The sequence below is a fragment of the Enterobacter sp. 03-F-07-AD-ECC genome, from assembly GCF_047530935.1.
GTDB classification, from domain to species: domain Bacteria; phylum Pseudomonadota; class Gammaproteobacteria; order Enterobacterales; family Enterobacteriaceae; genus Enterobacter; species Enterobacter cloacae.
Window position 1 is genome coordinate 118,185 of sequence record NZ_JBLKBZ010000004.1, and the last position, 26,723, is coordinate 144,907.

Genomic DNA, 26,723 nt, shown 5'->3' on the forward strand with positions numbered 1-26,723 from the left:
AAGTTATTGTTCATACCTGAAGCGGAATTTTTCTTGCTCGCTCGCCGCTTTCGCCAGTATCCACTGCCGGAAAGCGGCTATTTTACCCAGTTCTGCCTGACTGTCATGACAAACCAGATAAAACGCATTCTTGCTGACCAGTACATCATTAAAAGGGCAAACCAGACGGCCGGCCTCAATTTCGGACTGCGCCATGACGTTGTTCGCCAACGCAATGCCCTGTCCGTGAATGGCAGCCTGTAGCACCATCGCACTGTGGCTAAAGATGGGGCCCTGCTGCACGTTTATATGATTAAGACCTAATTGACGGGTATAAGTTTGCCAGTCGCGGCGAGAAGCATCGTGTAACAGCGTATGTTGTGCCAGATCGGCGGGCGTTTTTAACGCTTTATCGCCTGTCAAAAGCAGCGGTGAACAGACTGGCAGCAGATATTCTGCGTATAATTTCTCGACACGCAAGCCCGGCCAGTTACCACGCCCATAAAAAATGGCAACGTCCACATCGTCCGCCAGTTTGTCTTCCTGACGATCCACCGCCTGGATCCTGACATCAATTCCCGGATAAGCTGAGTTAAAGCTTGAGAGTCTGGGCACCAGCCACTGAATGGCAAAACTGGGCAATAAACTGACCGTCAGTGCGCCTTTTGCACTCCTGGCCTGCAGCTTGCGCGTGGCTTCCGTGAGCTGGGAAAAAATCTCTTTAATATCCTGAAAATAGCTCTGCCCCTCTTCCGTCAGCAACAGCGAACGGTTGCGTCGGCGAAACAGCTTGAGGCCCAGAAAATCCTCCAGGGACTTGATTTGGTGACTTACTGCGGCCTGTGTCACAAAAAGCTCATCTGCTGCGCGGGTGAAGCTTAGATGACGTGCTGCTGCATCAAAAACACGTAATGCATTTAGGGGTGGCAATCGCTTGGACATGGTTATCTGGCTTAGATGTTAACGAGATTTAACAAACAGGAAACAACGTTTAACCTATTAGTTTTTTTTATCTGAGCCATTATAATTTGTCCGTTGAGGAACTACCAGCAAATACCTATAGTGGCGGCACTTCCTGAGCCGGAACGAGAAGCTTTTTTTGGAATGCGTGTTCTGAAGAGCTTTTGGCTTACGGTTGTGATGTTGTGTTGTTGTGTTTGCAATTGGTCTGCGATTCAGACCACGGTAGCAACGCTACCAATTTTTCACTTCCTGTACATTTACCCTGTCTGTCCATAGTGATTAATGTAGCACCGCCAATTTGCGGTGCTTTTTTTTGCTTAGCGATCTGTTAATGCTCGATCTCTTTCATCTCTTTCACGTCCGTGCGGTTGATCTGCTGCTTGTTCCCGTTAGCATCTTTGTATGAAATCATCCCGGTATCGTTATCGGTTGTCGGTTTCCCTTCCGAAACAATGGAACGACCATCGTTAGTGTGCATGACGTAGTTGTTACCAGAACAGGCGCTCAGGGCAAAAGTAAACGCACAGGCAGAAATGATTGCAGCTGTCTTATTCATGATTCTTCTCCTTTAGCAATTAATGCTATTCAAACCTCGATTTATAACAGGCTAAAACATCCGCCTAACACTATTTAGCATAACCTGCTTTTTCAGGGGCGTTGGGATAAGCAGACAATTCTGATAGATATCAACCTCCTTGCCCTGCCGCTGAAATTGCGCGACGATCTCAGTAATGCAATGAGGAATTCCATGAACGCTTTCAGCCCTGCGCAGTTTCGCGCACAGTTTCCGGCGCTGGCCGATGCCGGTATTTATCTCGATAGCGCTGCCACAGCCTTAAAGCCGCAGGCGGTTATTGAGGCAACGCAGCAGTTTTACAGCCTGAGCGCAGGCAATGTGCATCGTAGCCAGTTTGCCGAGGCCCAGCGCTTAACCGCACGCTACGAAGCGGCACGCGATCAGGTTGCTCGTCTGATCAATGCCGAAAGCGGGAAAAATATCGTCTGGACGCGGGGTACCACCGAAGCCATAAACATGGTGGCCCAGTGTTATGCCCGCCCACTGCTTCAGCCCGGAGACGAGATCATCGTCAGTGAAGCGGAACATCACGCCAACCTGGTCCCATGGCTGATGGTGGCAGAGCAAACAGGGGCACGGGTGGTGAAGCTCCCGCTGGGGACAGATTACCTGCCGGACGTAGCACAGTTACCGGAGCTGATTACACCGCGCAGCCGCATTCTGGCGCTTGGACAGATGTCCAACGTCACCGGTGGCTGCCCGGATTTGGCGCAGGCTATCCGCATCGCGCATGCCAACGGCATCATAGTGATGGTTGACGGCGCGCAGGGCGTGGTCCATTTCCCGGCCGATGTGCAAAAACTGGATATCGATTTTTATGCCTTCTCAGGGCATAAGCTCTACGGACCAACCGGTATCGGGGCGCTGTACGGTAAGCCTGAGCTGCTGGCACAAATGACGCCATGGCTCGGTGGCGGCAAGATGATCGCGGAAGTCTCTTTCGAGGGCTTTAAAACCCAGGACGTCCCTTACCGGCTGGAAGCGGGTACGCCAAACGTGGCGGGCGTCATTGGCCTGAGCGCCGCGCTCGAATGGCTCGCCGAAACGGACATTGTCCAGGCGGAAAGCTGGAGCCGGGGTCTGGCGACGCTGGCTGAAGAGGAGCTTAAAAAACGCCCTGGCTTCCGTTCGTTCCGCGTGCAGGATTCAAGCCTGTTAGCCTTTGATTTTGCGGGCGTACACCATAGCGACATGGTGACCCTGCTGGCAGGATATGGCATTGCGCTGCGTGCCGGGCAGCACTGTGCCCAGCCGCTGCTGGCAGCGCTTGGCGTGAGTGGTACACTGCGCGCCTCGTTTGCGCCTTACAATACCCAAAGCGATGTCGAAGCGCTGATTTCCGCGGTTGACCGCGCCCTTGAACTCCTGGTGGATTAATGACTAGCTCAGCTTTAGCCGGACATCCGTTTGGCACAGTGATCACCGAAGAAACGTTAAAACAGACCTTCGCGCCGCTCACACAATGGGAAGATAAATATCGTCAACTGATCCTGCTGGGTAAGCAGCTTCCGGCCCTTTCTGACGATCTCAAAGCGCAGGCAAAAGAGATCGCGGGCTGTGAAAACCGCGTCTGGCTTGGGTTCAGCGTATCCGGTGAGAAACTGCATTTCTTTGGCGACAGCGAAGGACGTATCGTGCGCGGTCTGCTGGCAGTGCTGTTAACCGCCATCGAAGGGAAAAGCGCGGCGACGCTACTGGCGCACTCGCCGCTGGCTCTGTTCGATGAGTTAGGGCTGCGCGCGCAGCTGAGCGCCTCACGCGGTCAGGGCCTGGTCGCCCTTAGCGAAGCGGTGCAGGACGCCGCCCGTCAGGCTCAGGCCTGACGTTCCGCCTTCGCTATCATCTTTTTCAGTGCGTGAGACACCGCCACAAAGCCAAAAGAGGCGGTCACCATAGTGGCCGCGCCAAATCCTGAGGCGCAATCCATCCTTTTTGGCCCTTCCGCCGTGCTTTTCATTGCACACACCGAGCCGTCCGCCTGCGGATACACCAGCGCTTCAGTCGAGAAAACACAATCGACGCCCAGCTTGCCCTTGCTGTTTTTCACCACGTTAAAATCGCTTTTCAGACGTTCACGCAGCTTGGCCGCCAGCGGATCCTGAATGGTTTTGGCCAGATCGGCCACCTGAATCTGTGTGGGATCGATTTGTCCGCCTGCGCCACCGGTGGTCACCAGTGGCACCTTGTAACGACGACAGTACGCAATAAGCGCCGCTTTTGGACGCACGCTATCGATCGCGTCAATCACGTAGCTGTAGCCCTTACTCATATAGTCTGCGACATTATCCGCCGTCACAAAATCATCAATCACCGTGACCCGACATTCCGGGTTGATCAGGCGGATACGCTCTGCCATGACCTCAGATTTTGCCAGGCCGACGTTGTCACGCAGGGCATGGATTTGACGGTTGGTGTTGGTGACGCACACGTCATCCATATCAATCAGCGTGATTGCGCCAATACCGGTTCTCGCCAGCGCTTCTGCAGCCCACGAGCCCACACCACCAATGCCCACGACGCAGACATGCGCATCCGCAAACAGCTGCAGGGCTTTTTCACCATAGAGACGTGCCGTACCGCCAAAACGCTGGCGCCAGGCGTCGCTGATTACCACAGACATAAAACCTCAGATGTAAAAAGGGTGAGGTTTTTCCTCACCCTGAACAGTAATCCGTATTCCGCTCAGAATACCACAATCAGCCGCTGAATACGTTTCCGGTGCCAGGCGCTGTCTTCAGTACCCATACGCGGCCATAGTGGTTATACCAGCCCGCCCGATGACCGGCATCCGGACCAATTCCCTGATAAATATCGAAGTGCTGGCCTTTAATCGCGCCACCAACGTCCAGTGCCACCATCAGACGTAGCTCGTACTGGCCGTTAAATTTACCGTTATTATCCAGCAGCGGCACTTCTGCCAGCAGCGTGGTGCCCGCAGGAATGATGGAACGATCCGATGCTACCGACGCACGGCCAATCAGCGGCACGGCGCTCGCCCCTTTCACCGGCGCAAAGTTTTGCGGTTTGAAGAAGACGAACGACGGGTTCTGCTCCAGCAGCTCGCGTACATCAGCTTCACTGTGTTTTTCGCCCCACTCGCGGATCGCCTGCATCGACATATCTTCTTTTTTCACTTCGCCACGGTCGATCAGCACTTTACCAATGCTGCGATAGGCATGGCCGTTTTTACCGGCGTAGCTAAAGAAGTTCAGCGGAGAACCGTCACCAAAATCGATGTAGCCGCTGCCCTGAACGTCCATGATGAAGTTATCCATCAGGGAGTTGCTGTAAGCCAGGACGTAGTTTTCGCTAAGCGCACCGGCGTAGATCTCCGCACGGGACGGCAGGCGACCACGTTTTGGCGGCATACGATAAATAGGATACTGGAATTCGCCCTGACGCGTATGTCGCGCCTGGATAACCGGGGTGTAATAGCCGGTAAACTGCACGTTGCCGTAGTTGTCCGCCCCTTCCATCTGCCAGGCGTCGATACCAAACTGACGCATATTGCGCGTATCGCCGCCCGCGCGCAGCCAGTCCTGCACCGCGTTATAGACGCTACTCTGGGCACCATACAGGCGCGGCGACGCATTGCGGATCTGGTAAACCTGCTCGGAGAAATCACCGGCGTTGATCGGTGCGCCGACAGCATCCGGCTGGTTAACTAAAGAGAAAGGCTGGGATAACTTCCCGTCTTTATACTGTTGACCGCGATCGGTCGGTTTAGAAGAACAGGCCGCAAGAATGGCTACCATTGCGCCCGTGATCAGATACTTTGCCCAACGTCCTTTCATTATATCTCGTCTTTAAGTTGCCCATTTCCGCATGATGAAGATAACAAACCCACTGTTCTAATGAAACGGAATCACATGCCCTTTGGCAAATTCTGAGCAAAAAATAGTCCAAAGGTTTCAATGTCGTTCAATTTACATACAAAATTAATGAATTATGTGAAAAAGGGGTTGCATCACAAACCTAACCGAGTATAGTGCGCTTCCACGGACGCGGGGTGGAGCAGCCTGGTAGCTCGTCGGGCTCATAACCCGAAGGTCGTCGGTTCAAATCCGGCCCCCGCAACCAATTAAAATTTGATGAAGTATAAGCAGTACGGTGCCGCGGGGTGGAGCAGCCTGGTAGCTCGTCGGGCTCATAACCCGAAGGTCGTCGGTTCAAATCCGGCCCCCGCAACCAATCAAATTTGATGAAGTAAAAGCAGTACGGTGCCGCGGGGTGGAGCAGCCTGGTAGCTCGTCGGGCTCATAACCCGAAGGTCGTCGGTTCAAATCCGGCCCCCGCAACCAATACTTCTAAAAACAATAAACACCCTTAAGGGTGTTTTTTTGTATCTGTCGTTTGTGAATTTGCCGGGGGTTAACCCGGCGTTCAGCATTATCCACGTCGTGCCAGCGTCGCCCCGTCAGAGAAATACGCCCGGATCCCTGCCAGAATCGACTCAGCCACTTCCTGCTGGAATTTGGCCGTCTTGAGCTTACGCTCCTCTTCCACGTTACTGATAAACGCCGTTTCAACCAGGATAGACGGAATATCCGGTGCCTTCAGCACCGCAAACCCGGCCTGCTCGACGCTGTTTTTGTGCAGCTTATTGACCCGCCCCAGCTTGCCCAGTACCGCTTTACCAAACTTCAGGCTGTCGGTAATGGTCAGCGATTGCACCATGTCGAACATGGTGTGATCGACGTAGCGGTCGCCGCTTTTGCTCACACCACCGATGAGATCCGAGGCGTTCTGCGTGTCCGCGAGGTAACGCGCCGCGGTACTGGTTGCCCCTTTGGTTGAGAGCGCAAATACTGACGATCCACTCGGCTGACGGCTGGTAAAAGCATCAGCATGGATAGAGACGAAGAGATCCGCCCGCTGCTTCTGGGCTTTTGCCACGCGGACTTTCAACGGAATAAAGACGTCTTCATTACGCGTCATGTAGGCGCGCATGTTGCCCTCTCTATCGATTAACGCCTTCAGACGGCGGGCAATCTGCAACACCACATCTTTTTCCCGCGTCCGGTATTTGCCTACCGCACCCGAGTCTTCTCCGCCGTGGCCAGGATCGAGCATGATCACAATCGGGCGATCGCGCCCTGCTTTTCCGGGCTGCGGACCACTTTGCGCAGGTGGAACCTGTTTCTCCAGATTGCCCTGGTTGTAGTCTTCCAGTAACGCCAGGAGCGGATCCTGAATGTCCGTTGCATTCGCCGGATAGAGATCCATCACCAGACGCTCTTTGAACGATGCCACAGGCGCAAGGGCGAACAGCTGCGGTTTCACGTTCTGCTTGAGTTCAAACACCATGCGCACGGTTTGCGGATCAAACTGCCCAACGCGCGCCGATTTGATAAACGGATCGTCACCGCGGATCTGCGCCGCCATCCCCTTCAGAACGGAGTTCAGGTTAACGCCTTCGAGATCTACCACCACACGCTCAGGGTTGCTCAGGGCAAATTGCTTATATTTCAGCACCCGATTGGATTCCACCGTCACGCGCGTATAGGTTGACGACGGCCAGACGCGCACCGCCACCACCTGACTTGTGGCGGCAAGACCCACCTGGCTGACGCTGAGCAGCCACATCGCCCCTGCCCCTTTTAACAAACGGCGGCGGCTTATTGCTGAATTGGATCCCGACATGCTTCTCCCGAGCAAGAAATCTGATTGACAGACAAAACATCAAAATTGACCGAAAACTTTAACGAATGACGCATAAACTGTCATCTATAAAAGGGTAAACAATCATACGTTAACGCACGGATTACTTATTATTTTCTGTGGGTCGCAGAAAATTTAGGCTTGCACATGCGGCCACAATCGAATAAAAATACAGAAATTACGAATAAACATTCATTAAGGGTTGTGCCATGGTGAAGGAACGTAGAACCGAACTGGTCCAGGGATTCCGCCATTCTGTTCCCTATATCAACGCCCATCGGGGAAAAACGTTTGTCATCATGCTCGGCGGCGAAGCCATTGAGCATGAAAACTTTTCCAGCATCGTCAATGACATTGGCCTGCTGCACAGCCTCGGCATCCGCCTGGTGGTGGTGTATGGTGCGCGTCCGCAGATCGATGCGAACCTGGCCGCACACCATCACGAGCCGATTTATCACAAACATACCCGCGTTACGGATGCCAAAACCCTTGAGCTGGTGAAACAGGCAGCGGGTCTGCTGCAGCTTGATATCACCGCTCGTCTGTCCATGAGCCTGAACAACACGCCGCTTCAGGGGGCGCATATCAACGTCGTCAGCGGTAACTTCATCATCGCTCAGCCTCTCGGCGTGGACGACGGGGTGGACTATTGCCACAGCGGACGCATTCGTCGTATTGATGAGGAAGCCATTCATCGTCAGCTGGACAGCGGTGCCATTGTATTGATGGGGCCGGTGGCCGTTTCCGTAACCGGCGAGAGCTTTAACCTCACTTCAGAAGAGATTGCCACCCAGCTGGCGATCAAACTGAAGGCGGAGAAAATGATTGGGTTTTGCTCCTCTCAGGGCGTCGTGAACGAAGAAGGGGTGATCGTGCCAGAGCTCTTCCCGAATGAGGCCCAGGCCCGCGTGGAAGCGCTGGAAGCCGAGGGAGATTACTACTCTGGTACCGTCCGGTTCCTGCGCGGTGCTGTGAAAGCCTGCCGCAGCGGCGTGCGTCGCAGCCATCTCATCAGCTATCAGGAAGACGGTGCCCTTCTGCAGGAGCTGTTCTCCCGCGACGGTATCGGCACCCAGATTGTAATGGAGAGTGCGGAGCAGATCCGCCGCGCCACCATTAACGATATCGGCGGTATTCTGGAGTTAATTCGCCCGCTGGAGCAGCAAGGGATCCTGGTACGCCGTTCCCGCGAACAGCTGGAAATGGAGATCGACAAATTTACGATTATCCAGCGCGATAATCTGACCATCGCCTGCGCCGCGCTCTATCCGTTCCCGGAGGAGAAGATCGGCGAAATGGCCTGCGTTGCCGTCCATCCAGACTACCGCAGCTCTTCACGCGGCGAGATGCTGCTTGAGCGCGTGGCGGCTCAGGCGCGCCAGATGGGCCTGAGCAAGCTGTTCGTCCTGACCACGCGCAGTATTCACTGGTTCCAGGAGCGCGGCTTTACGCCTGTAGATATTGATTTGCTGCCTGAAAGTAAAAAAGAGATGTACAACTATCAACGCCGCTCAAAGGTGCTGATGGCCGATCTGGGATAACAGATCCTTCGCCGGGTGGCGTTGCGCCGACCCGGCCTCTCTTTCTCACCTCATTCAGAGGGACTCAAATATCGCGCTCAGGCCGCTTCGCCGTTCTGTACGGGCGGCAATCGCCTGCACCAGCACACGCTCGTCGGTATAGAGCGACAAGCGCTGACGCGCGCGGGTGATGGCGGTGTAGATGAGCTCGCGGGTAATCACGGGTGAAAGCTGGGTGGGCAGGATCAACGCCGCATGGTTGAACTCCGAGCCCTGGGACTTGTGTACCGTCATCGCCCATGCTGTTTCATGTTCAGGCAAGCGACTGGGCTGCACAGACTTCACGCTTCCGTCCGGCATCAGGAACCAGACGCGTAGACCCTGTCCACGGTCAAGCGCAATGCCAATATCGCCGTTAAACAACCCCAGCGCGCTATCGTTACGGGAGATCATCACTGGCCGACCTTCGTACCAGCGTGAATGCGGCGTGCGGATGATTTTGCGCTTTTGCGCAAGCAGTTGCTCAAGCCTGTCGTTGAGGCCGCTGACACCAAAAGGCCCTTCCCTCAGCGCGCACAGCAGCTGATACTCGCCAAACGCGGCAATGACCTGCGCAGGCGTATGTTGCTGCTGCACGCTCGTCAGAAAGTGCTGATAGCCCAGCAGGGCATCATCCAGCATCGCCTGATACTCTTCCCCGGTTTGCAGCGATTTCTTCTCAATATCACTGAAGCTGCCGTCAAAAACGGCACTGGTCGCATGCCGATCCCCTCTGTTCACGGCCGCCGCCAGTTGGCCAATGCCGGAATCACTCCCGAACCGGTAGCTTTTTTGCAGCAAACAGAGGCTGTCTCGCAGCGCCGCCGCGAGAGACTGACTTTCGGCTGCGAGCGAACATCCGGTGAGGCGGGCTAACTCCTCAGCACGTTCCGCGGTATACCCAAGACTCGCATAGGTGCAGATATCGCCCAGTACGGCCCCGGCTTCCACCGAGGCAAGCTGGTCACGATCGCCCAGGAAAATTACGCGCGCGTGGGGAGGTAAGGCGTCAATCAGCCGCGACATCATCGTCAGGTCGATCATCGACGCTTCATCCACCACCAGCACGTCAAGATGCAGCGGGTTTCCGGCGTGGTAACGCAGGCGCTGGCTGCCCGGCTGGGCGCCCAGTAGCCGGTGCAGGGTGCTGGCTTCATTGGGGAAAAGCGCAAGCTGTTCCTGCGTGAGCGGCAGTTTTTGCAGCGCGCCACCTAACGACTCCGTCAGCCTGGCCGCCGCTTTGCCGGTGGGCGCCGCCAGGCGAATACGGCATTTTTGCTCACCCGACAGCTGAATCAGCGCGGCAAGCAGTTTTGCCACGGTGGTGGTTTTACCCGTGCCCGGTCCGCCCGAGATCACCGAGATCCGCCGCGTTAAGGCGACGGCCGCCGCCACTTTCTGCCAGTCTGTCGCCTCATCTGAGGTAAACAGGGCATCCAGCGTTTGCCGGAGCCGCGCTTCTTCACAGGGAAGCGGCGCATTTGTCTCGCTGAAAAAGCGCGCTACCGTCAGTTCATTACGCCACAGCCGGTTAAGGTACAACCGGTCGCCGATGAGGATCATGGGCGTCTGGGTATCGGCTCTGCTGACAGCAGGAGAGCTTAGCAAAACGCTCTGCCAGTCTACCGACTCGCCCAGCAGGGCAAAACAGGACTGAAGAGCCGAAGGCATTTTCTCATCAATGGTCAGGCGCGAAAGCGGCAGGCAGACATGCCCTTCCCCCGCGTCGTTGCTCAGGATAGCGGCAGCCAGCATTACGGCCGGCTGCTCGCCAGCCACCATGATGGCGAACTGCACATCAAGATGGCGCAGTAAACGCTGTTCTACGGCTTCCAGCAGTAATTCCTGCATCGTCATGCCAACTCCTCCGTGCCTGCGGCAAATAAACTGTCCATTTTCTCAATCAGTGCCGCGTCCGGGCGCGTACTAAAAATACCAGACTGCGGATCGTCGGCATCCACCCCGCGCAGGAAGAGGTAAATCACCCCGCCAAAATGGTCTTCGTAGCGGTAATTTGCAATGCGATGACGCAGATAGCGATGCAGCGCAAGGGTATACAGCTGGTACTGCAGATCGTAACGATGCATCTGCATGGCAGAGGCCATCGCCTGTTGGGTATAGGCTTCGCTGTTTTCACCCAACCAGTTCGATTTGTAATCCAACAGGTAGTAACGCCCTTCATGGCGGAACACCAGATCGATAAAGCCCTTCAGCATCCCCTGAACCTGACGGAAGTTAAGTGGCGGGCAACCGGCGGATAGCGGGTCGTGCTCGCGGATCAGCGCATCCAGTGCCTCGGCTCTTAGCGGGCTGGCGATGGGGAGATAAAACTCCATCTCCACCTGCTTATCTCTGGCGGTCAGCTGGCTGAGCGAAATACCCTGTGCCGTGAGCGGGGCGTGAAGGATAGCGGTGATCCATTCGCTGAGCACCGGCTGCCATTGCGCGTCGTAGCCGCCGCTTTGCAACATTTTCAGCACCCACTCCTCAGAGACAGGTTGCGTGAAATCCAGCTCTTCAAACAGGCTGTGTAAAAACGTGCCCGGTGACGCGCCGCGCGGAAATTGATGAGGGGTCAGCACCGGTTCATCCGGCACACTGCCGGTACCTGCGGCATCCACGTCAAGCTTAGGCATCAGATCCTGCGCAATGCTCTGCCCGTGCTGCTGTAAACCGGAATAGCTGGTCACGCGCCAGTCGTCTGCAACGGTTCGCGTAATCTGCCGGGCCTGCAGGTCGGTTGTCTGCTGTTCTGGCAGCTGCCAGCGACTGTTATCGGGTTGCGACGGGATATGCAGGGCAATATGTTCCCCGCACAGTGTTTCAATACACTGACGCAGCCCGGCAGCATCTTTTGGCTCACCAAGCTGAATCAGCCTTCCCAGCGCGCTCAGATGAAAATCGGTCTCGCCTGCCTTTTCGCCACGGCGGCGGAATAGCGGAGCGATACCCAGACTGCAGTGCCAGACCGAGCGGGTCAGGGCCACATAGAGCAAGCGTAAATCTTCCGCCAGGCGCTCGGCCTCGGCCAGTTCTACGCTGGACTCTGCTTTGCTGAGATCGAGCACCGCTTCGAACGACTCGCGATCGTGATAAAAAGCCTGATCCTGCACCCGATAATTGGCGATAAAAGGCAGCCAGACCAGCGGATACTCCAGGCCTTTCGACTTGTGAATGGTGACGATTTGCACCAGGTGCTTATCACTCTCAAGACGCATCTGCTGGCTCGACGAGTTACTGTTCGGATCGGCAATTTGCTGCGCCAGCCAGCGCACCAGGGCATGCTCGCTCTCCAGCTGCGTGCCCGCCTCCTGCAACAGTTCGCTGATATGCAAAATATCGGTCAGACGGCGCTCGCCGCCCACTGTGGCGAGCATATTCTCGGCAATGTGACGCTGCCTCATCAGTTCACGCAGCATCGCCATCACGCCGCGTTTTTGCCAGCGCTCGCGGTACTGCACAAACTCTTCGACCACCGCATCCCAGGCGGCTTCGTCGCAATTTAGCGCATCAATATCGCGCGCGTTCAGTCCCAGCATGCTGCTTGCCAGCGCGCTGCGAAGGGTGCTTTCCCGCTCCGGCGCCATCACGGCCTGCAGCAGCCACAGCATCTCCTGCGCTTCCAGCGTTTCAAAGACGCTATCGCGGTTAGAGAGATACACGGACGGGATGTTCAGTGACGTCAGGGCATCACGGATAAGCGCCGCCTCCTGACGGCTGCGCACCAGCACCGTAATATCGGATGCTTTTACCGGGGCTGATGTGTCCCCCTTCCACAGCAACGCCTCACCGCGCGTACCTGCGCTGAGCCAGTCCCGGATCTGCGCGGCGCAGTGCTGAGCCATGGCATGTTGATAGTCCGTAACACCGCACCCCTCGCCGTCCAGCAGCCAGAAATTCATGGCGGGCTGGTTCACGCCGTTGAATTCAAAGCGCAACGAAGCATTTCTGGCGGCGAACTTTACCGGCTGGAAGGGAATCTCCCTGAACATAAACGCCGAATCCATGCGGCTGAAGAGCGCATTGACGCTCTCCACCATCCCCGGCGAGGAGCGCCAGTTGGTGTCCAGGGTGTAGTGCGCTTCAACCTCGCTGCGGGCTTTCATGTAAGTGAAAATATCCGCGCCACGGAAGGCATAAATGGCCTGTTTGGGATCGCCAATGAGCAACAGTGCCGTGTTAGGCTGCTGTCGCCAGATGCGGCGGAAAATGCGGTACTGCTGGGGATCGGTATCCTGAAATTCGTCAATCATCGCCACCGGAAAGCGCGTGCGGATGGCGGCGGCAAGCGCCTCGCCATTTTCACTGCACAACGCCGCGTCCAGGCGACTTAGCATATCGTCAAAGCCCAGCTCACCCCGGCGGCGTTTCTCACGCGACACCGCTTCACGGATCTCCGCCATGGCGCGGGTGATCATCAGGTCGTTAAGGGTTAATGGCTCTGCCAGCAGGGTTTCGATCTCAACAAACAGCGGGTGCTCCGGAACAATGCCATCGGCTTTGGTTCGCTCAATCAGAAAACGCCGGGAAAATTTTTCCAGCGCATCCGGGAGCTGGTAACCGCGCGTCTCTTCCTGCGCCCAGGCAGTGATCTTGTCGATCCATTTCCCCTGATTACCACGGTTAAACTTGCGCCTGTCGATCCCGGAGTTTTCGATAATGGCGTCGATCTCGCCGACAGACTCAATCCATTTTTGCTTAACGGCTGCAATCTTCGCGACGATTTTTTCATGGCGCGAGGCCAGCGTTTCATCCGCAGGCGGTGGAGATTTAATGACCGGGGCCTCCCCCTGCAGATAGCGCTCAATGGCGCGCAGAAGCTCCTCAGGGCCTTTCCACAACGCATGTACCGCTTCGGCGATCTCCCGCTGTAACGGGTAGCAGTGGCGACGCCAGAAATCAGCACAGGCCTGGTAGCGAAGCTCAGACTCATCTTCAATAAGCTGCAGTTCAAACAGCATGCCGGATTCAAACGCATTCAGGCTCAGCATGCGCTGGCAAAAACCGTGGATGGTGAAGACAGAGGCCTCGTCCATTTGCCGTTCAGCCAGAAGCAGCCACTGTGCGGCCTGCTGTTTATCGGCAATCTCTGCCAGCAGGCTCGCGTAGAGAGGGTTATCCGTGCTTTCGCGCAGACAGGCGATACGCAGTTCATGAATATTGGCACGGATACGGCCGCGCAGCTCAGCGGTGGCGGCCTCGGTGAAGGTCACCACCAGCAGCTCCTCCACGCTTAACGGACGCGGAAAAGCGGCCTGGCCGCCAAGCCCCAGCAACAGACGCAGATAAAGCGCGGCAATGGTGAAGGTTTTTCCCGTTCCCGCTGAGGCTTCAATCAATCGTTCACCCTGCAGAGGTAAACGTAAGGGATCAAGGGACTCAGCGGTGTCGGTCATTCTTTCTTACTCCAGGGCATAGATTGCTGCAGGGCGCTGACGCTCTTCCAGATTTTCCAGCCTTTCGGGTTAACGTAGTCCGTTTTTCCGTTCTGGCTACCAGAAACCTGAGACAGAATGGCTATTCCCTGCGGTTTAACCACCGCCTGATGGAAGAAGTCGGCAACCTTCTGAGGCGTCAGCTGTTTTATCTCGGCCACTACTTTATCACGCGAATCAAATTTCAGATTACCGCGATCGAAATCTTTGCTCAGTTGGGATGCTTCTTCACCCAGCGTCTGAGGCGGCTGCATCACCTGCGCGATGACGGCCTGCTGGATTTGGGCAAACTCATCCGGCTTCATGGCTCGCAGTTTAGCTTCCGCTTGCGGGAAGAAAGCCTGGTAACGCTGCCAGAGATAAGCGGGCTGTTTATCGCTGCTCTGTAGCAGGAAACCCAGCCCCCACTGGCGGCCAACGTTCATGGAGAAGGCAAAGACCGCGTAGCCAAGCTGCTCTTCTGTGCGCAGCTGATTGTAGAACCACGGCTGTATAATTTGTCCCAGAACGGCACTCTGCGCAGAGCTGGCAAATTCATCATAGCCCGTAGGAACAAACACGGCGGCCAGCGCGGAATCCGTGCTGTTACCTGCTTTTTCAAAAATCACATTCTGTTTTTTCTCAACCAGCACGTCCTGGTTACGGCACCACTCGTCGCCTTTTGAACCGAGCTGCTGACGTACGTTCTCTGCCAGCGTTTTGGCCTGGTCCTCGCTCATGTTGCCGACGATAAGAAACTCCGGACGCGTGTTAGTTTTCAGCGCGTCGCGGTAGGCCAACACCTCTTTTAATGTGATGGATGGCAGCAGCGCCCGGCGATCTTCACGCTGGAAATAAGGGATTTGCGACAGCATCTGCGCCGGCATAATCGCCTGATCGTACGCCTTGCCTTTCTCAGCGGAATCCATCATCTGCGCATACCAGGACTTCGCCTGCTCAAACTGCTCTTCCGTTGGCGTGTAGCTGAAATAACCCTCCAGCAACGCCTGGAACAGCTGAGGCAGACGCTGGGTATAGCCGTTTGCATTGACCATCAGTCCGTTATTGGCGTTGGTAGAGAAGCTGATCCCACCCACCGCGGCCTGGTTGCTGAGCTGGTCAAGCGCGATACCGGCCAGATAGTCATTGAGCGCAAACATCACCTGATTTTTGGCGCTATCCATCGCTTTCGGGTTGCGAAGAACAGCGCTGACATCGGCTTTTGGCTCGCTGGCGAAGTAGTGGCTTGGGGTGTACACCACGCGCAACGTCGGCTCATCAACAATAAGCTGCGGGTGTGGGTACGCTTTCGCGGTTTTAATCAGGGAGAAATCATCCGGGATGTAGGGATTCAGTTCCGGCAGCTTCAACGCGATCTCGCTGGCCTTTTTCTGCCAGTTTGCGAACGTTTGCTCACTGATTTTATCCACCTGGTAAGGGGCATCCACGAAATAGGCCGTTTTGTTATGCGGCTCGTTCGGGCTGATGTACCAGATACGGGCATTCTGTGGGGTCATCATTGCCAGGCGCGCTTTTATCGCCTCAGCGTCATACTGGTCGGCAATGTTGACCGCGTCCAGGGTATGTTCAACCGGCACGCGGATCATGGTATCCGCCAGCCACTCAACATAGTCCATGTCGCGGGTAATGGACGGATAGCGGAAATCGAGATCCAGCACGTGTGCCAGTTCGTCAAAGTAGCGTTTATCGACGCCTTTATCGCGCAGCAACGAGAGATAGCTGAAGATAGCCGCGACCACCTCATCACGGTGCGCCAGCCCTTTGTCGGTCAGGGTGGCGGAAATCGCCAGCACACCGCTGTTGCCGTTAACCACAGGATCGGAGTCGGCACGGATCCCTTCCACCAGCCCCTGCTTTTGCAGCCAGTCAGAAAGCGTTCCCGGGCTGCGGTTACCAATAAGATAGGTGACCAGTTCATCCGTTTTACTGCGGAACTGTGCGGTATTGTTATCAATGCGGAACTCAACGCGTAACACCTTGCGCGGCAGTGCGGGCACGTAGTGGATCACGATCCCTTTCTGCGCGTCGGTGACAACCGGTACGTTTATCTGCGGCAGGTCGATGTTTTTATTTGGTACCCGTCCAAAGGTCTGCGCCGCCATGGCAGCCAGTTCTGGCAACGGTTTGTTGCTGTAGATAACCGCTTTCATCAGGTTTGCGGAGTAGTATTTGTCGCGAAACGCGTGCAACGCATCAAGCACCGGGCTGTTTGGTTTGTCACTCAGCGTCTCGAGGTTACCCCCGGAAAAACGGGATCCAGGGTGCGCCGGGTTGATGGTTTCGGCGCTCACCTGCGCCATGCGCATACCGTCTCGCGTGCGGGCCAGGGTCAATTCAGCATTGACGGCATTACGTTCACGGTCAGCGTATTTTTTATCCAGCAGCGGTGCGGCAATGGCATCGGCGAGACGATCCACCGCCCCTTCCAGCGCATCATTTTCGACTTCCAGATAAAACGCCGTCCGATACGGTGCCGTACTGGCGTTGTGGCTGCCGCCATGCATTTTCAGAAATTCGGAGAGGCTATCCGGCTGGGGGTATTTTTTGGACCCCATCAACGTCATATGTTCCAGATAGTGCGCAAGACCCGGGTGCGCTTCGGGATCTTCCAGCGAACCAACGGGTACCACAAGCGCCGAGAGGGATTTCACCGCCTGCGGATCGGAAACCAGCAGCACGGTCATCCCGTTATCAAGGCGGACAGCCTGATACTGACGGGTATCTTTTTCGCTTTTACGGATAGTTTCCTGGATGGGTTGCCAACCGGAGTCTGCCTGAGTGACGGGAGCCCAAAGGGCGACAAACAAAACAAACGCTTTGAACAAGGTGCTGCCTGGCATTAACGACCTCTTTATCACGGCTACATCATTAACAAACTTCGTGCTGGACACGCCAGCATCTCTTTCTTTCTGTACATCAGTCCGTGATAGCAGGTGCATCATAAATGAACACCCTTTGCTGCGCAATTTTTATACAGCGCTCAGGACTGATTAAATTTGAACAACGGTAACAGGTAACGTTGTGCCTCTTCCGTGATGGTCTCAAAGTATTCTGGCTCAAGCGTTCGCCATAACCGTTGATACCAGACATCATCGCCTTCACCACGGACCATCATGTTACCTTCCCAAGCCTGAACAAATTTACTCCGCGCTTTCTGCAGTGAAGCGTCATCCGTTAACATCGCATCATTCTGCGCGTCATAACAGGCTTTTATCCACGCCCCGCCACTTTCAGGCAGTAACAGCAGCGGCTTGTTCATCCCCTGACGGTAACCTTCAATGTACAAGGACAAGTAATGTAATGCCTGCTCCGGCTCCATTGGCGGGAAACGCCACTCGCCCTCCTTGCGTACAAACATCCGGCTTTCACCCTGGTTACCGCCAGCACTGTAGACAAGATGTTCGAGCCAGAGTTGCAAACCCTGTGAAACGCTCAGCATGGAAGGCCGCCAGCGCAGCAGCCCGTCCGGTTGAACCTGCGTCAGCCAGCCCGTCAGCTGGATACCGTTGCAGTTGAGGTCGATTTCAAGGCTTGTTCCCGGCTGTCGGCATTCGATAACACGCTCGGCAAGTGCCTTCATCTCTGTGCACTGCGCCTCCCAGACGATCTCCCCGAACGCACCATACGGTAATTGCCCCGCAGCGCGATAGCGGCGGAACAGTTTGTCAGCATCTTCCTGCTCCACCAGCGCATTCAGCAGCTGGAGGTTTAACTGATAACGTTCCAGCCCTTCCAGCGTAAACGGTTCTGCGTCAGGAATTTCGCTCTCTTCCGAGCGGAAATTTACCTGCAACCGCTGCTGGAAGAAGGCGCGTACCGGATGCGCCCAAAACCGCTGCAGTTGTTCGAAGGTCAGGGTTTCAATGGGCCGCGCGTCGAGCTCCTGAATGAAATCACTGTGCGCCTTCCCCTCTTTTTTCGCCGCGGGCAGCCACTCCTGGGCATAGCTCTGCAATTCGCTGGCGACGTAGTTCATCGGGTCAAACGGCATACGGCTGTGACAACAGGTGATATGCGCTTTCACCCGCTGGTCGCTCTCATCGCAGTTACGTTCTTCATCCCCCGGCAGGTAGTGGCTCTGTCCGATATAGTCCACCAGTTCCTGCACCAGAACAGAGGGAAAACGCTCGCTGTTATCCTGAATCGACCGACCGATATAGCTGATGTAAAGCTTGTTCTGCGCGGAAATAAGCGCCTCAAGGAAGAGGTAGCGGTCATCATCACGACGGCTACGGTCGCCCCGCTTCGGTGCCGGGCTCATGAGATCAAAGCCCAGCGGCGGCAGGGCTCGCGGATAAACACCGTCATTCATACCAAGCAGACACACCACTTTGAAGGGAATGGAACGCATGGGCATCAGCGTGCAGATATTGATCGGCCCGGCAAGGAAGCGCTGGCTGATACGCTCCTGATCGAGGCGCAGGGTCAATTCGTCCCGCAGAAGCGAAAGCGGGATCGCTTCGTTATAGTGGGAGTTCACCCCCTCATCGACTATCGCCTGCCACTGTGTTTCAATCAGCGCCATTGCGGCTTCCGTGTCACTGTCCGGCAGGAAGAAATCATTGAGCAGTTCCCGGCAAACCGGCAGCCACTCCTCCAGCGGACGCGGCTGCATTAGCGCACGTCGCCAGCGGTTAAGCTGCATCAGCAGTGAGGCTAAATGCCCGACAAGCTCCGCGATGAGCCCGCTGGACTCATCATAAGGCAGGACCTCGTTCCACTCGCCCTGGCTGCTTTCCATGGCATACCCCAGCAGCATACGCGTCAGACCAAACTGCCAGGTGTGCTGTCCGGTAGGGGGAAGCTCAAACTCCTGTACGTTGTCGTCATCGATCCCCCAACGTACGCCAGACTCGTTTACCCACTGACGAAGGTAGCGCAACCCCTCTTCGTTAATGTTAAAACGAGCGGCCAGCACGGGGACATCGAGCAATGCCAGGACATCTTCGGAAATGAAGCGGCTGTCAGGCAGTGACAGCAGGGTAACGAATGCCTGCAAGGCCGGGTGAGACTGGCGAGCCCGACGGTCAGAGATGGCATAAGGCAGGTAGCGCTCTCCCGTCGCACTGCCGAAAACGGCCTGAATAAAGGGGCTGTAGCTGTCGATATCCGCCACCATCACCACGATATCACGCGGTGTCAGGTCAGGATCGTCCTGCAGCATGGCGAGCAACTGATCGTGCAGGACTTCGACTTCACGCTGCGCACTGTGGCAAACATGCACCGTGATACTGCGATCGTCGGGATCCAGTCTCCGCTTCGTGTCGCTGCGTTCAAATTCTTCTGCCGTCACGCCCATCACCGCGCGATTTTCCAGATCCAGAATATCGGACTGGATATTGTGCAGCAGGCTGTCCGGCGTGATTTCAACAAACGCATCCACGTCGCCTTCGCCTGACGAGGTGATATCAGAGAGCATATGAATATAGTCCCGGCCCAGCTTGCCCCATGAGGCAAGCAGCGGGTTTGGCAGGTTCTGAATGCCCTGCTCATCAAAAAGCTGCGCGGCAGAGGCGCTGTCTTTAAACAAGGGCACCGTGCGTTCTTCAAAGAGACGTCGCCGCTGGCGCGTCACAAGCCGCGAAAGCCACCGGTCATCCTGAATGTCGCCCCAGTAATGGCGGCAAGGGTTAGTAAAGAGAATATGGATGTCGGTGTGTTTTCCGAGCGCTTTCAGCGCATCCAGATAGACGGGTGGCAAGGCGGAAATACCGCAGATAAATACGCGGGAGGGCAGCCGGGCCGGTCGGTCAGTGCTATTTTCCAGTATGGAGATGAACCGTTGGTAGAGGTTCGCACGGTGCCACTTGGGTTGACCCAGCTTTTCGGTATGCTCCACCAGCGCTTTCCACAGCGGCGCCTGCCAGACCTGCGCCTCCGGCAGACCTTCCACCAGCTCACCCACCTCCCAGCGAGTCAACCATTCCGGACGATACACTAAATACTGGTCATAGAGATCTGCGGTGCGTGATGCCAGCTCGAACAGCTTGCGTTTGTCGGAATCGTCATGCAGGTAGTGGCGCAGCATGGCAAACTCATCATGCGTGAGCATATCTGGCAAAAGCGCCATCAGCTTCCAGCTCATGCTCTGTTTGTTAAACGCACTCTGCTCCGGGATGTCAGGCAACACGCGGACAAACATCTCCCAGATAAAGCTCGCGGGAAGCGGAAAATCGATATTCGCCGCGATGCCAAATTTACGGGAAAGCGACATCTGCAGCCATTGTGCCATACCGGTGCTCTGCACCAGCACCATTTCAGGCTCAAACGGATCGTCGAGCCGCTCACGCTCAACGATAAATTCCATCAGCGCTTCCAGCACATCCAGACGATTTGAGTGGTAGACCCTTAACATAGACGCTCCCGACTACTGGCTAACCGGGCAATGCAGACGCGTCATCTCACCGCGTCGACCCAGAGGAGAAATAAGTGTAACCGTGATGCTGACACATCCAGACTGCGTTGTCTGCATCCGGTTTATCTGCCAGCCTGCTGGCAGCGCACCAGCATCCATCTGCGACTGCGTCCAGGCGATGTGCCAGAGCTGACGATACTGGCTAAACAGGGCAAAGCGGGAAGCCAGCGCCCGGTGATAGCCGGACAGCGCCGTTACGATCGCCACCAGCAGCATCATCGCCAGCAACACGTCGACCATGCTGAACCCCTTTTCATTCTTCACGGCAACCGACATAACGCACGCTCCTTTAGCGGGCAAAAATCACTCCAGCCATGAGGTAAAAAGCGTATGTGCCCGTTGACAATCTCCCCGCCACGCCAGAGCAACAGCTCTCCATCTCCAGCGATGAGTAACACCTGCGACTCATTCAGTACACGCAAACAAACACGTTGCGTTTGTCTCTGTTTGCACTGTACATGAGGCTGCAACGACCAGTGCTGAACGCGCCCCCACTCCAGCGCAGACTGCGTGGCTGCCTGCTGCTGGATGGCGCGGCTCTCGTCGCCAACCAGCATGGTAAATGTTATGAGTTGCTGGTTAAGGCCGGTCAGGATCAGTGTGCCTAACACCAGTAACAGCAGAACCAGCGTCAGTGAGGCAATCCCATTCTGGCGGTTCACAAGTTAAACCCCGTAACGCCATAGCGAACCTGGTAAGGGGCAGCGTGCTTATCATTCACCCCGCTGGCGGTCAACTCGAGATATAACGCTGGCGCAAATCCCGGGTGCTCATGTTTACGTACCACAAATGTGTGGATCATAAGCCGAGCCGGGTCGGTAAGTTTCTCCCATCCTTTTCCTTCACACCCCGTCGCGCCACGCAGGGTTTCCAGCGCGCCTGATTCCAGACGAAACCCCGTACTTTCATTATCCGATGCTGAGGTGTCCCAGGTGCCGTTACTGTTTGCATCCCACCGGATAATCACACAGCTTCCCTCCCTGCCGATGGTCAGGCTCTGCCCCTGACAATTACCCGCGCAATACCCCGCGCGCTGTAACTGCTTGCCAATCGCGAACAGGCGTTGCCAGATCTCTTCTTCACGCTCCTGCGCCCTGGATTGCAGCAAAACTGCCCGTTGCAGCTCCGGTAAAAAACGCGACGTGCTGAGTAACAGAATGCTGCTGATCGCCATTGCAACCAGCACCTCTGTAAGTGAGAAGCCGTGCTGGTTCATCGGCATGCATTTTCCCCTGTAACAGTGCACATCCTGATACGCCCTCCGTTTGAGACGACAATCATCCATTCTCCTGCCCTGCTCTGTACCCGTATCCGCCCTGCCCACGCCGTGTCCCTTAATCCATAGAATCCTAATGAAGGCGTAACCTCCCTTAGCACGACGTCAGGCCACAACGGTCTGAGCACATACGGGCTGTTGTTCTCACAGCCCTGCACTGCAGAGCTCATCAAACAGGCGCCTCTGTCGTCCTGCTGAAGCGTAATCAGGTGGTCACGGTTGTGACGATTGGCATCGTTTCGCAGAAACACCAGATAGTCGCGGACCTGACAGGCGACCTGCCACAACCTCTGCCGCTGTTGCCAGTTGTCCCAGCCGGCGAGCCCTGTCGCGCTGAGGATAATAACCAGCGAAATGGCAACCAGAGTTTCGATAAGCGTAAAGCCGTGCTCTTTTTTCATGCCGGGAGTGTGGCGAAACGCCGTGAACATGACGAGCCGCAATTCGGGGTTTTACGAGGCGTTATCCAGAGAATGTTATCCGTTGCAGCGCGTTGCACGCCGACTGGACAACGCCTCGGGAAACAGAGTACAGACGAAAAAAAACCGGCGCGTAAATGCGCCGGTTATGTAACGATTTGCTGTATCAGATTGCGACAGGCGCTTTGATGCCCGGATGCGGGTCGTATCCCTCAATCTCGAAGTCGTCAAAGCGGTAATCGAAGATCGATTCCGGTTTACGTTTGATAATCAGCTTCGGCAGTGCACGCGGCTCACGGGTCAGCTGGAGATGCGTCTGTTCCATGTGGTTGCTGTACAGGTGCGTATCCCCACCGGTCCAGACAAAATCGCCCACTTCCAGATCGCACTGCTGGGCCATCATATGTACTAACAACGCATAGCTGGCGATGTTAAACGGCAGGCCGAGGAAGACATCGCAAGAGCGCTGGTAAAGCTGGCAGGAGAGTTTGCCATCAGCCACATAGAACTGGAAGAACGCATGGCACGGTGCCAGCGCCATTTTATCCAGCTCACCCACGTTCCAGGCAGAAACGATAATACGGCGCGAGTCCGGGTCGTTTTTCAGCTGGTTCATCACGGTGGTGATCTGGTCAATATGGCGGCCATCAGGCGTTGGCCACGCACGCCACTGCTTGCCGTACACCGGGCCCAGATTGCCGTTTTCATCTGCCCATTCGTCCCAGATAGAGACATTGTTTTCGTGCAGATAGGCAACGTTGGTATCGCCTTGCAGGAACCAGAGCAGTTCATGAATGATCGAGCGCAGGTGGCAGCGCTTTGTCGTCACCAGGGGGAAGCCTTCTTGCAGGTTGAAGCGCATCTGGTGGCCAAAAATGGAGAGCGTCCCGGTTCCGGTACGGTCATTTTTCGGCGTGCCCTCGTCGAGCACTTTTTTCATCAATTCAAGATACTGTTTCATGGTTCCTCAGGAAAGTTGTTGCTGTGGACGACGACGATACGCCCAAATCATCATAATGGCACCCGCGACGATCATCGGAATGGAGAGGATTTGCCCCATGCTGATGTACTGTACCCACTCGCCGGTGAACTGCGCATCCGGCTGGCGGAAGAACTCAACGATGATACGGAACGCACCGTAGCCAATCAGGAACAGGCCGGAGACAGCCCCCATCGGGCGCGGTTTGCGGATAAACAGATTCAGGATGATAAACAGCACCACGCCTTCCAGCGCCAGTTCATAGAGCTGAGACATGTGACGCGGCAGAACGCCGTACGTATCAAAAATGGATTGCCATTCAGGATGAGACGGCAGCAGCGCCAGGTCTTCCGCGCGCGAGCCCGGGAACAGCATAGTAAAGGAAACGCTCGGGTCGACACGTCCCCACAGCTCGCCGTTAATGAAGTTGCCCAGACGACCAGCCCCCAGACCAAACGGAATCAATGGCGCGATAAAATCCGATACCTGGAAGAAGTTGCGTTTGGTGCGTTTGGCAAAAATCACCATCACCAGAATCACACCAATCAGGCCGCCATGGAAGGACATCCCCCCGTCCCAGACGCGGAACAGATAGAGCGGATCGTTGAGGAATACCGGGAGGTTATAGAACAGGACATAGCCAATACGCCCACCAAGGAACACACCGAGGAAGCCCGCGTAAAGCAGGTTTTCGACTTCGTTTTTGGTCCAGCCGCTGCCAGGACGACTGGCGCGACGGCCAGCAAGCCACATAGCAAAAATGAAGCCCACCAGGTACATCAGACCGTACCAGTGAAGCGAAACGGGTCCTACTGAGAAAATGACCGGATCAAATTCCGGAAAATGCAGATAACCACTGTTCATCTGTCACCACAAGATGTTGTTATTCCGCTGAAAGTGGACAGCGGTAGAGATGCGCCCCGGCGGTCAGCAGAGGCTCCAAAGTTGCGAATCATAGCACAAGGCGGACGCGGAGGATGCGCCAGAGATGTAAAAGATGTGTATAGAGGATGGTGTGGGAGGTTGCCCTCTCCCACGGGGCTGAGGGATCCCCACAGAAAAATTACGCACGGACAGTTCCCTCTCCTCCTGGGAGAGGGCTGGGGTGAGGGGGAACACACTGCTCTGGTGGTCATTCTGAGAGCAGCGTTATTGCTTCTGTTTATGAATCATTGTGGATCCCTCAGCCTACAGGTAGAGAGATAAAAACTTCAGCGGCCACCGCGGATCAGGCCGCCCATGCCGCGTCGCTCCATAAACGCGGCGACCTGATGACGCACTTCTGTTGCCAGTTGCGCTTCAAGACTGCGCTCGGCCAGCTCGCGGGCATCCTCGATGTCAATATGGCGCAGCAGGTACTTCACACGTGCGACAGCGCGGCCGTTCATCGACAGATGGCGATACCCCAGGCCGATGAGGATCGCAACGCACATTGAATCCCCGGCCATTTCGCCACACAGCCGCAAATCGATACCGTATTGCTCCGCTTCGCGGGCAATCATCGCCAGCGCCCGAATGATAGCCGGATGCAGGCTGTCATAAATACTGGCAACACGCGTGTTGTTACGATCGACAGCCAGAATATACTGCGTCAGATCGTTGGTCCCGACAGAGATAAAGTCGACCCGGTTCGCCAGCTGCGGCAGCATGAAGACCATGGACGGCACTTCGAGCATCACCCCGATCCGCGGTTTGGGGATCGCGTAACCAATCATCTCTTCGACTTCACGGCCTGCACGTTCGATCAACCGTCGCGCTTCGTCGATCTCATCAATGCTGGTGACCATAGGCAGTAAGATGCTGAGGTTCCCGGTCGCCGCATTCGCGCGCAGCATGGCGCGCACCTGGATCAGGAAGATCTCAGGCTGATCCAGCGTAATGCGGATCCCACGCCAGCCCAGGCACGGGTTTTCTTCACTGATTGGCATATACGGCAGCTGTTTATCCGCCCCAACGTCCAGGGTACGCAGGGTAACCGGCTTGTCGTTAAACATCTGCAACATGCCCTGATACTGTGCGACCTGCTCCTCTTCTGAGGGAAAGCCGCTTTGCAGCATGAACGGGATTTCAGTGCGATATAAGCCGATGCCATCAATGCGGCTGCCGAGCTTCTCTTCATGCTCGGGGCTTAACCCTGCGTTGAGCATAACTTTGATGCGCTCGCCGCTTTTGAGCTGTGCAGGCAGGTCGACGTCATCTTCCGCCAGCTTGCTTAATTCATTCTCTTCACTGATAAGGCGCTGATATTCCTGGAGCAGGACCGGCTCAGGATCGACCAGGAGCTCACCGCGATAGCCATCCACCACCAGCGTGCGTCGGTGCAGCACCGAGGGCTGAATATCGGCCCCCATAACGGTGGGGATACCCATGGCACGAACCATAATAGCCGCATGGGAGTTAGCTGCGCCATCGCGCACCACCACACCTGCCAGCCTGTCCTGCGGCAGCTCCGCCAGCGTCGTCGCGGACAATTCATCGGCAACCAGCACAAAGCGTTTTGGCCAGGCATTCGGCCCCTGGATCGTGTCATCAAGGTGGAACAGCAGACGCTGACCGAGTGTACGTAAATCTCCCGCACGCTCTTTCAGGTAACCGTCTGTCAGTGCGGCAAATTGCTCCGCAAATTTTTCGATGACCTTTTTAACGGCCCATTCCGCTACGGCACCTTTATCAACCTCGGCAAAAAGCTCACGGCGCAGACGCGCATCGGAGAGCAGGTGCGAATAGAGGTCAAAAATGGCCGCCGTCTCTTTTTGCGCCCCGGCGGCAAAGCGTTTGCTGTAACGCCGAAATTCGTTGGCCGCCTCTTCCAGCGCCGCGGTGAGGCGCTCGCGCTCAAGCGCTTCATCCAGCGTTGAGGCTTCGTACACCTGTTCCATCAGCGGCAGGGTGGCGTCCATCCAGCCTTCAGCAATCGCCACGCCAGGCGAGGCCGGCAGCGCACGAATACGCGTGTGACGGTACTGCCCAAACAGGGCGGCAAGCTGAGACTGAGAGAGGATCGCAGCCATCTGCGTGGCTAGCGTCACGAGGAAAGACTCTTCGCTTTCGTCATACTGACGCAGTTCGCGCTGCTGAACGACCAGTACGCCAAGCAGTTGACGACGCTGGATGATCGGTACGCCCAGGAAGGCGCGGAAACGCTCTTCTTTTACGGAGGGAATGTATTTAAAGCTGGGGTGCTTTTGCGCGTCGGCAAGGTTGATGGGTTCAGCCAGTCGCCCCACCAGGCCTACGATACCTTCATCAAAGGCGAGCGTAACGGTACGACCACGTGGTTTTTTTAAACCACGGGTCGCCATCAGGTAGTAGCAACGTCGGTCATGATCGGCCAGATACACCGAACAGACTTCAGTTTCCATCGCAAGACAGATGTCAGTGACCAGAATATTCAGCGCCTCGTTCAGACGAGGCGCACTGGCCACTTTCTCGACTATTTCTCGCAAGCGGGTGAGCATGA

Annotated in this window: 19 protein-coding genes and 3 tRNA genes; 6 read left to right on the forward strand and 16 right to left on the reverse strand. The window is 55.9% G+C overall.

Annotation, left to right across the window (positions count from 1 at the left end):
- Nucleotides 1-3: 3 nt before the first annotated feature.
- Complete coding sequence (gene gcvA / locus ACMWKA_RS07845) at nucleotides 4-921, reverse strand: glycine cleavage system transcriptional regulator GcvA (protein ID WP_023622031.1); 918 nt, start codon at nucleotides 919-921, stop codon at nucleotides 4-6.
- A 349-nt stretch (nucleotides 922-1,270) separates the two neighbouring features.
- On the reverse strand, nucleotides 1,271-1,498 hold the full coding sequence (locus tag ACMWKA_RS07850) for a YgdI/YgdR family lipoprotein (RefSeq protein ID WP_008499648.1): 228 nt from the start codon (nucleotides 1,496-1,498) through the stop codon (nucleotides 1,271-1,273).
- A gap of 192 nt (nucleotides 1,499-1,690) precedes the next feature.
- Here ACMWKA_RS07850 and csdA point away from each other — a divergent pair, with 192 nt between their 5' ends.
- Both csdA and csdE read left to right on the forward strand, forming a co-directional pair.
- The gene (gene csdA / locus ACMWKA_RS07855) at nucleotides 1,691-2,896 is read left to right on the forward strand and encodes a cysteine desulfurase CsdA (RefSeq protein ID WP_262819652.1); all 1,206 of its coding nucleotides are present in this window, start codon (nucleotides 1,691-1,693) and stop codon (nucleotides 2,894-2,896) included.
- Complete coding sequence (csdE, locus tag ACMWKA_RS07860) at nucleotides 2,896-3,342, forward strand: cysteine desulfurase sulfur acceptor subunit CsdE (RefSeq protein ID WP_023622033.1); 447 nt, start codon at nucleotides 2,896-2,898, stop codon at nucleotides 3,340-3,342. Before csdA ends, csdE begins: the two co-directional genes overlap by 1 nt.
- Here the strand turns inward: csdE and tcdA are convergent.
- Both tcdA and mltA read right to left on the reverse strand, forming a co-directional pair.
- Nucleotides 3,333-4,139, reverse strand: coding sequence for a tRNA cyclic N6-threonylcarbamoyladenosine(37) synthase TcdA (gene tcdA / locus ACMWKA_RS07865; protein WP_013098539.1), 807 nt, complete (start codon nucleotides 4,137-4,139; stop codon nucleotides 3,333-3,335). The genes csdE and tcdA overlap by 10 nt on opposite strands.
- Nucleotides 4,140-4,215: 76 nt before the next feature.
- A complete protein-coding gene (gene mltA / locus ACMWKA_RS07870; RefSeq protein ID WP_367641696.1) occupies nucleotides 4,216-5,313 on the reverse strand; it encodes a murein transglycosylase A in 1,098 nt (365 codons plus the stop codon).
- A gap of 209 nt (nucleotides 5,314-5,522) precedes the next feature.
- On the opposite strand from mltA, the gene ACMWKA_RS07875 reads away from it, so the two are divergent.
- From ACMWKA_RS07875 to ACMWKA_RS07885, 3 genes are all read left to right on the forward strand, one after another.
- Nucleotides 5,523-5,599 (forward strand) — tRNA-Met (locus ACMWKA_RS07875).
- Between the two features lie 34 nt (nucleotides 5,600-5,633).
- Nucleotides 5,634-5,710: transfer RNA gene (locus ACMWKA_RS07880), tRNA-Met, on the forward strand.
- Nucleotides 5,711-5,743: 33 nt separating this feature from the next.
- A tRNA-Met gene (locus tag ACMWKA_RS07885) sits at nucleotides 5,744-5,820 on the forward strand.
- Nucleotides 5,821-5,908: 88 nt separating this feature from the next.
- Here ACMWKA_RS07885 and amiC read toward each other — a convergent pair.
- Entirely contained in the window at nucleotides 5,909-7,162 is a 1,254-nt protein-coding gene (gene amiC / locus ACMWKA_RS07890; protein ID WP_013098541.1) for an N-acetylmuramoyl-L-alanine amidase AmiC, read from the reverse strand.
- Between the two features lie 227 nt (nucleotides 7,163-7,389).
- Between amiC and argA the strand changes: the two genes are divergently transcribed.
- A complete protein-coding gene (gene argA / locus ACMWKA_RS07895) occupies nucleotides 7,390-8,721 on the forward strand; it encodes an amino-acid N-acetyltransferase (protein WP_013098542.1) in 1,332 nt (443 codons plus the stop codon).
- 54 nt (nucleotides 8,722-8,775) lie between these two features.
- On the opposite strand, the gene recD is transcribed toward argA, so the two are convergent.
- The 11 genes from recD to ptsP form a co-directional block, all read right to left on the reverse strand.
- Entirely contained in the window at nucleotides 8,776-10,596 is a 1,821-nt protein-coding gene (recD, locus tag ACMWKA_RS07900) for an exodeoxyribonuclease V subunit alpha (RefSeq protein ID WP_414760113.1), read from the reverse strand.
- Complete coding sequence (gene recB / locus ACMWKA_RS07905) at nucleotides 10,593-14,135, reverse strand: exodeoxyribonuclease V subunit beta (protein ID WP_149896962.1); 3,543 nt, start codon at nucleotides 14,133-14,135, stop codon at nucleotides 10,593-10,595. The genes recD and recB overlap by 4 nt, the downstream gene beginning before the upstream one ends.
- A complete protein-coding gene (ptrA, locus tag ACMWKA_RS07910; protein WP_414760114.1) occupies nucleotides 14,132-17,014 on the reverse strand; it encodes a pitrilysin in 2,883 nt (960 codons plus the stop codon). The genes recB and ptrA overlap by 4 nt, the downstream gene beginning before the upstream one ends.
- Nucleotides 17,015-17,154: 140 nt before the next feature.
- A complete protein-coding gene (gene recC, locus ACMWKA_RS07915) occupies nucleotides 17,155-20,529 on the reverse strand; it encodes an exodeoxyribonuclease V subunit gamma (protein WP_414760115.1) in 3,375 nt (1,124 codons plus the stop codon).
- A 12-nt stretch (nucleotides 20,530-20,541) separates the two neighbouring features.
- On the reverse strand, nucleotides 20,542-20,865 hold the full coding sequence (locus tag ACMWKA_RS07920) for a prepilin-type N-terminal cleavage/methylation domain-containing protein (protein WP_013098547.1): 324 nt from the start codon (nucleotides 20,863-20,865) through the stop codon (nucleotides 20,542-20,544).
- A complete protein-coding gene (locus ACMWKA_RS07925) occupies nucleotides 20,850-21,251 on the reverse strand; it encodes a DUF2509 family protein (RefSeq protein WP_040021643.1) in 402 nt (133 codons plus the stop codon). The genes ACMWKA_RS07920 and ACMWKA_RS07925 overlap by 16 nt, the downstream gene beginning before the upstream one ends.
- The gene (locus ACMWKA_RS07930; RefSeq protein ID WP_414760116.1) at nucleotides 21,248-21,811 is read right to left on the reverse strand and encodes a prepilin peptidase-dependent protein; all 564 of its coding nucleotides are present in this window, start codon (nucleotides 21,809-21,811) and stop codon (nucleotides 21,248-21,250) included. The genes ACMWKA_RS07925 and ACMWKA_RS07930 overlap by 4 nt, the downstream gene beginning before the upstream one ends.
- Nucleotides 21,802-22,266 (reverse strand): prepilin peptidase-dependent protein, encoded by a 465-nt coding sequence (locus ACMWKA_RS07935; protein ID WP_023620429.1) that lies wholly within the window; start codon nucleotides 22,264-22,266, stop codon nucleotides 21,802-21,804. Before ACMWKA_RS07935 ends, ACMWKA_RS07930 begins: the two co-directional genes overlap by 10 nt.
- Before the next feature lie 184 nt (nucleotides 22,267-22,450).
- Nucleotides 22,451-23,245, reverse strand: coding sequence for a thymidylate synthase (thyA, locus tag ACMWKA_RS07940; protein ID WP_013098550.1), 795 nt, complete (start codon nucleotides 23,243-23,245; stop codon nucleotides 22,451-22,453).
- Nucleotides 23,246-23,251: 6 nt separating this feature from the next.
- A complete protein-coding gene (gene lgt, locus ACMWKA_RS07945) occupies nucleotides 23,252-24,127 on the reverse strand; it encodes a prolipoprotein diacylglyceryl transferase (RefSeq protein WP_013098551.1) in 876 nt (291 codons plus the stop codon).
- Between the two features lie 347 nt (nucleotides 24,128-24,474).
- Nucleotides 24,475-26,721, reverse strand: coding sequence for a phosphoenolpyruvate--protein phosphotransferase (gene ptsP, locus ACMWKA_RS07950; protein ID WP_248048421.1), 2,247 nt, complete (start codon nucleotides 26,719-26,721; stop codon nucleotides 24,475-24,477).
- Nucleotides 26,722-26,723: the final 2 nt, after the last annotated feature.

Coding starts and splice junctions, on each gene's coding strand:
- recD (WP_414760113.1), bottom strand. CDS start 10,596: ATGACGATGCAGGAATTACTGCTGGAAGCCGTAGAACAGCGTTTACTG.
- csdA (WP_262819652.1), top strand. CDS start 1,691: ATGAACGCTTTCAGCCCTGCGCAGTTTCGCGCACAGTTTCCGGCGCTG.
- ACMWKA_RS07920 (WP_013098547.1), bottom strand. CDS start 20,865: ATGTCGGTTGCCGTGAAGAATGAAAAGGGGTTCAGCATGGTCGACGTG.
- recC (WP_414760115.1), bottom strand. CDS start 20,529: ATGTTAAGGGTCTACCACTCAAATCGTCTGGATGTGCTGGAAGCGCTG.
- ptrA (WP_414760114.1), bottom strand. CDS start 17,014: ATGCCAGGCAGCACCTTGTTCAAAGCGTTTGTTTTGTTTGTCGCCCTT.
- ACMWKA_RS07850 (WP_008499648.1), bottom strand. CDS start 1,498: ATGAATAAGACAGCTGCAATCATTTCTGCCTGTGCGTTTACTTTTGCC.
- amiC (WP_013098541.1), bottom strand. CDS start 7,162: ATGTCGGGATCCAATTCAGCAATAAGCCGCCGCCGTTTGTTAAAAGGG.
- ACMWKA_RS07930 (WP_414760116.1), bottom strand. CDS start 21,811: ATGCCGATGAACCAGCACGGCTTCTCACTTACAGAGGTGCTGGTTGCA.
- mltA (WP_367641696.1), bottom strand. CDS start 5,313: ATGAAAGGACGTTGGGCAAAGTATCTGATCACGGGCGCAATGGTAGCC.
- ptsP (WP_248048421.1), bottom strand. CDS start 26,721: ATGCTCACCCGCTTGCGAGAAATAGTCGAGAAAGTGGCCAGTGCGCCT.
- thyA (WP_013098550.1), bottom strand. CDS start 23,245: ATGAAACAGTATCTTGAATTGATGAAAAAAGTGCTCGACGAGGGCACG.
- tcdA (WP_013098539.1), bottom strand. CDS start 4,139: ATGTCTGTGGTAATCAGCGACGCCTGGCGCCAGCGTTTTGGCGGTACG.
- csdE (WP_023622033.1), top strand. CDS start 2,896: ATGACTAGCTCAGCTTTAGCCGGACATCCGTTTGGCACAGTGATCACC.
- ACMWKA_RS07935 (WP_023620429.1), bottom strand. CDS start 22,266: ATGAAAAAAGAGCACGGCTTTACGCTTATCGAAACTCTGGTTGCCATT.
- gcvA (WP_023622031.1), bottom strand. CDS start 921: ATGTCCAAGCGATTGCCACCCCTAAATGCATTACGTGTTTTTGATGCA.
- recB (WP_149896962.1), bottom strand. CDS start 14,135: ATGACCGACACCGCTGAGTCCCTTGATCCCTTACGTTTACCTCTGCAG.
- argA (WP_013098542.1), top strand. CDS start 7,390: ATGGTGAAGGAACGTAGAACCGAACTGGTCCAGGGATTCCGCCATTCT.
- lgt (WP_013098551.1), bottom strand. CDS start 24,127: ATGAACAGTGGTTATCTGCATTTTCCGGAATTTGATCCGGTCATTTTC.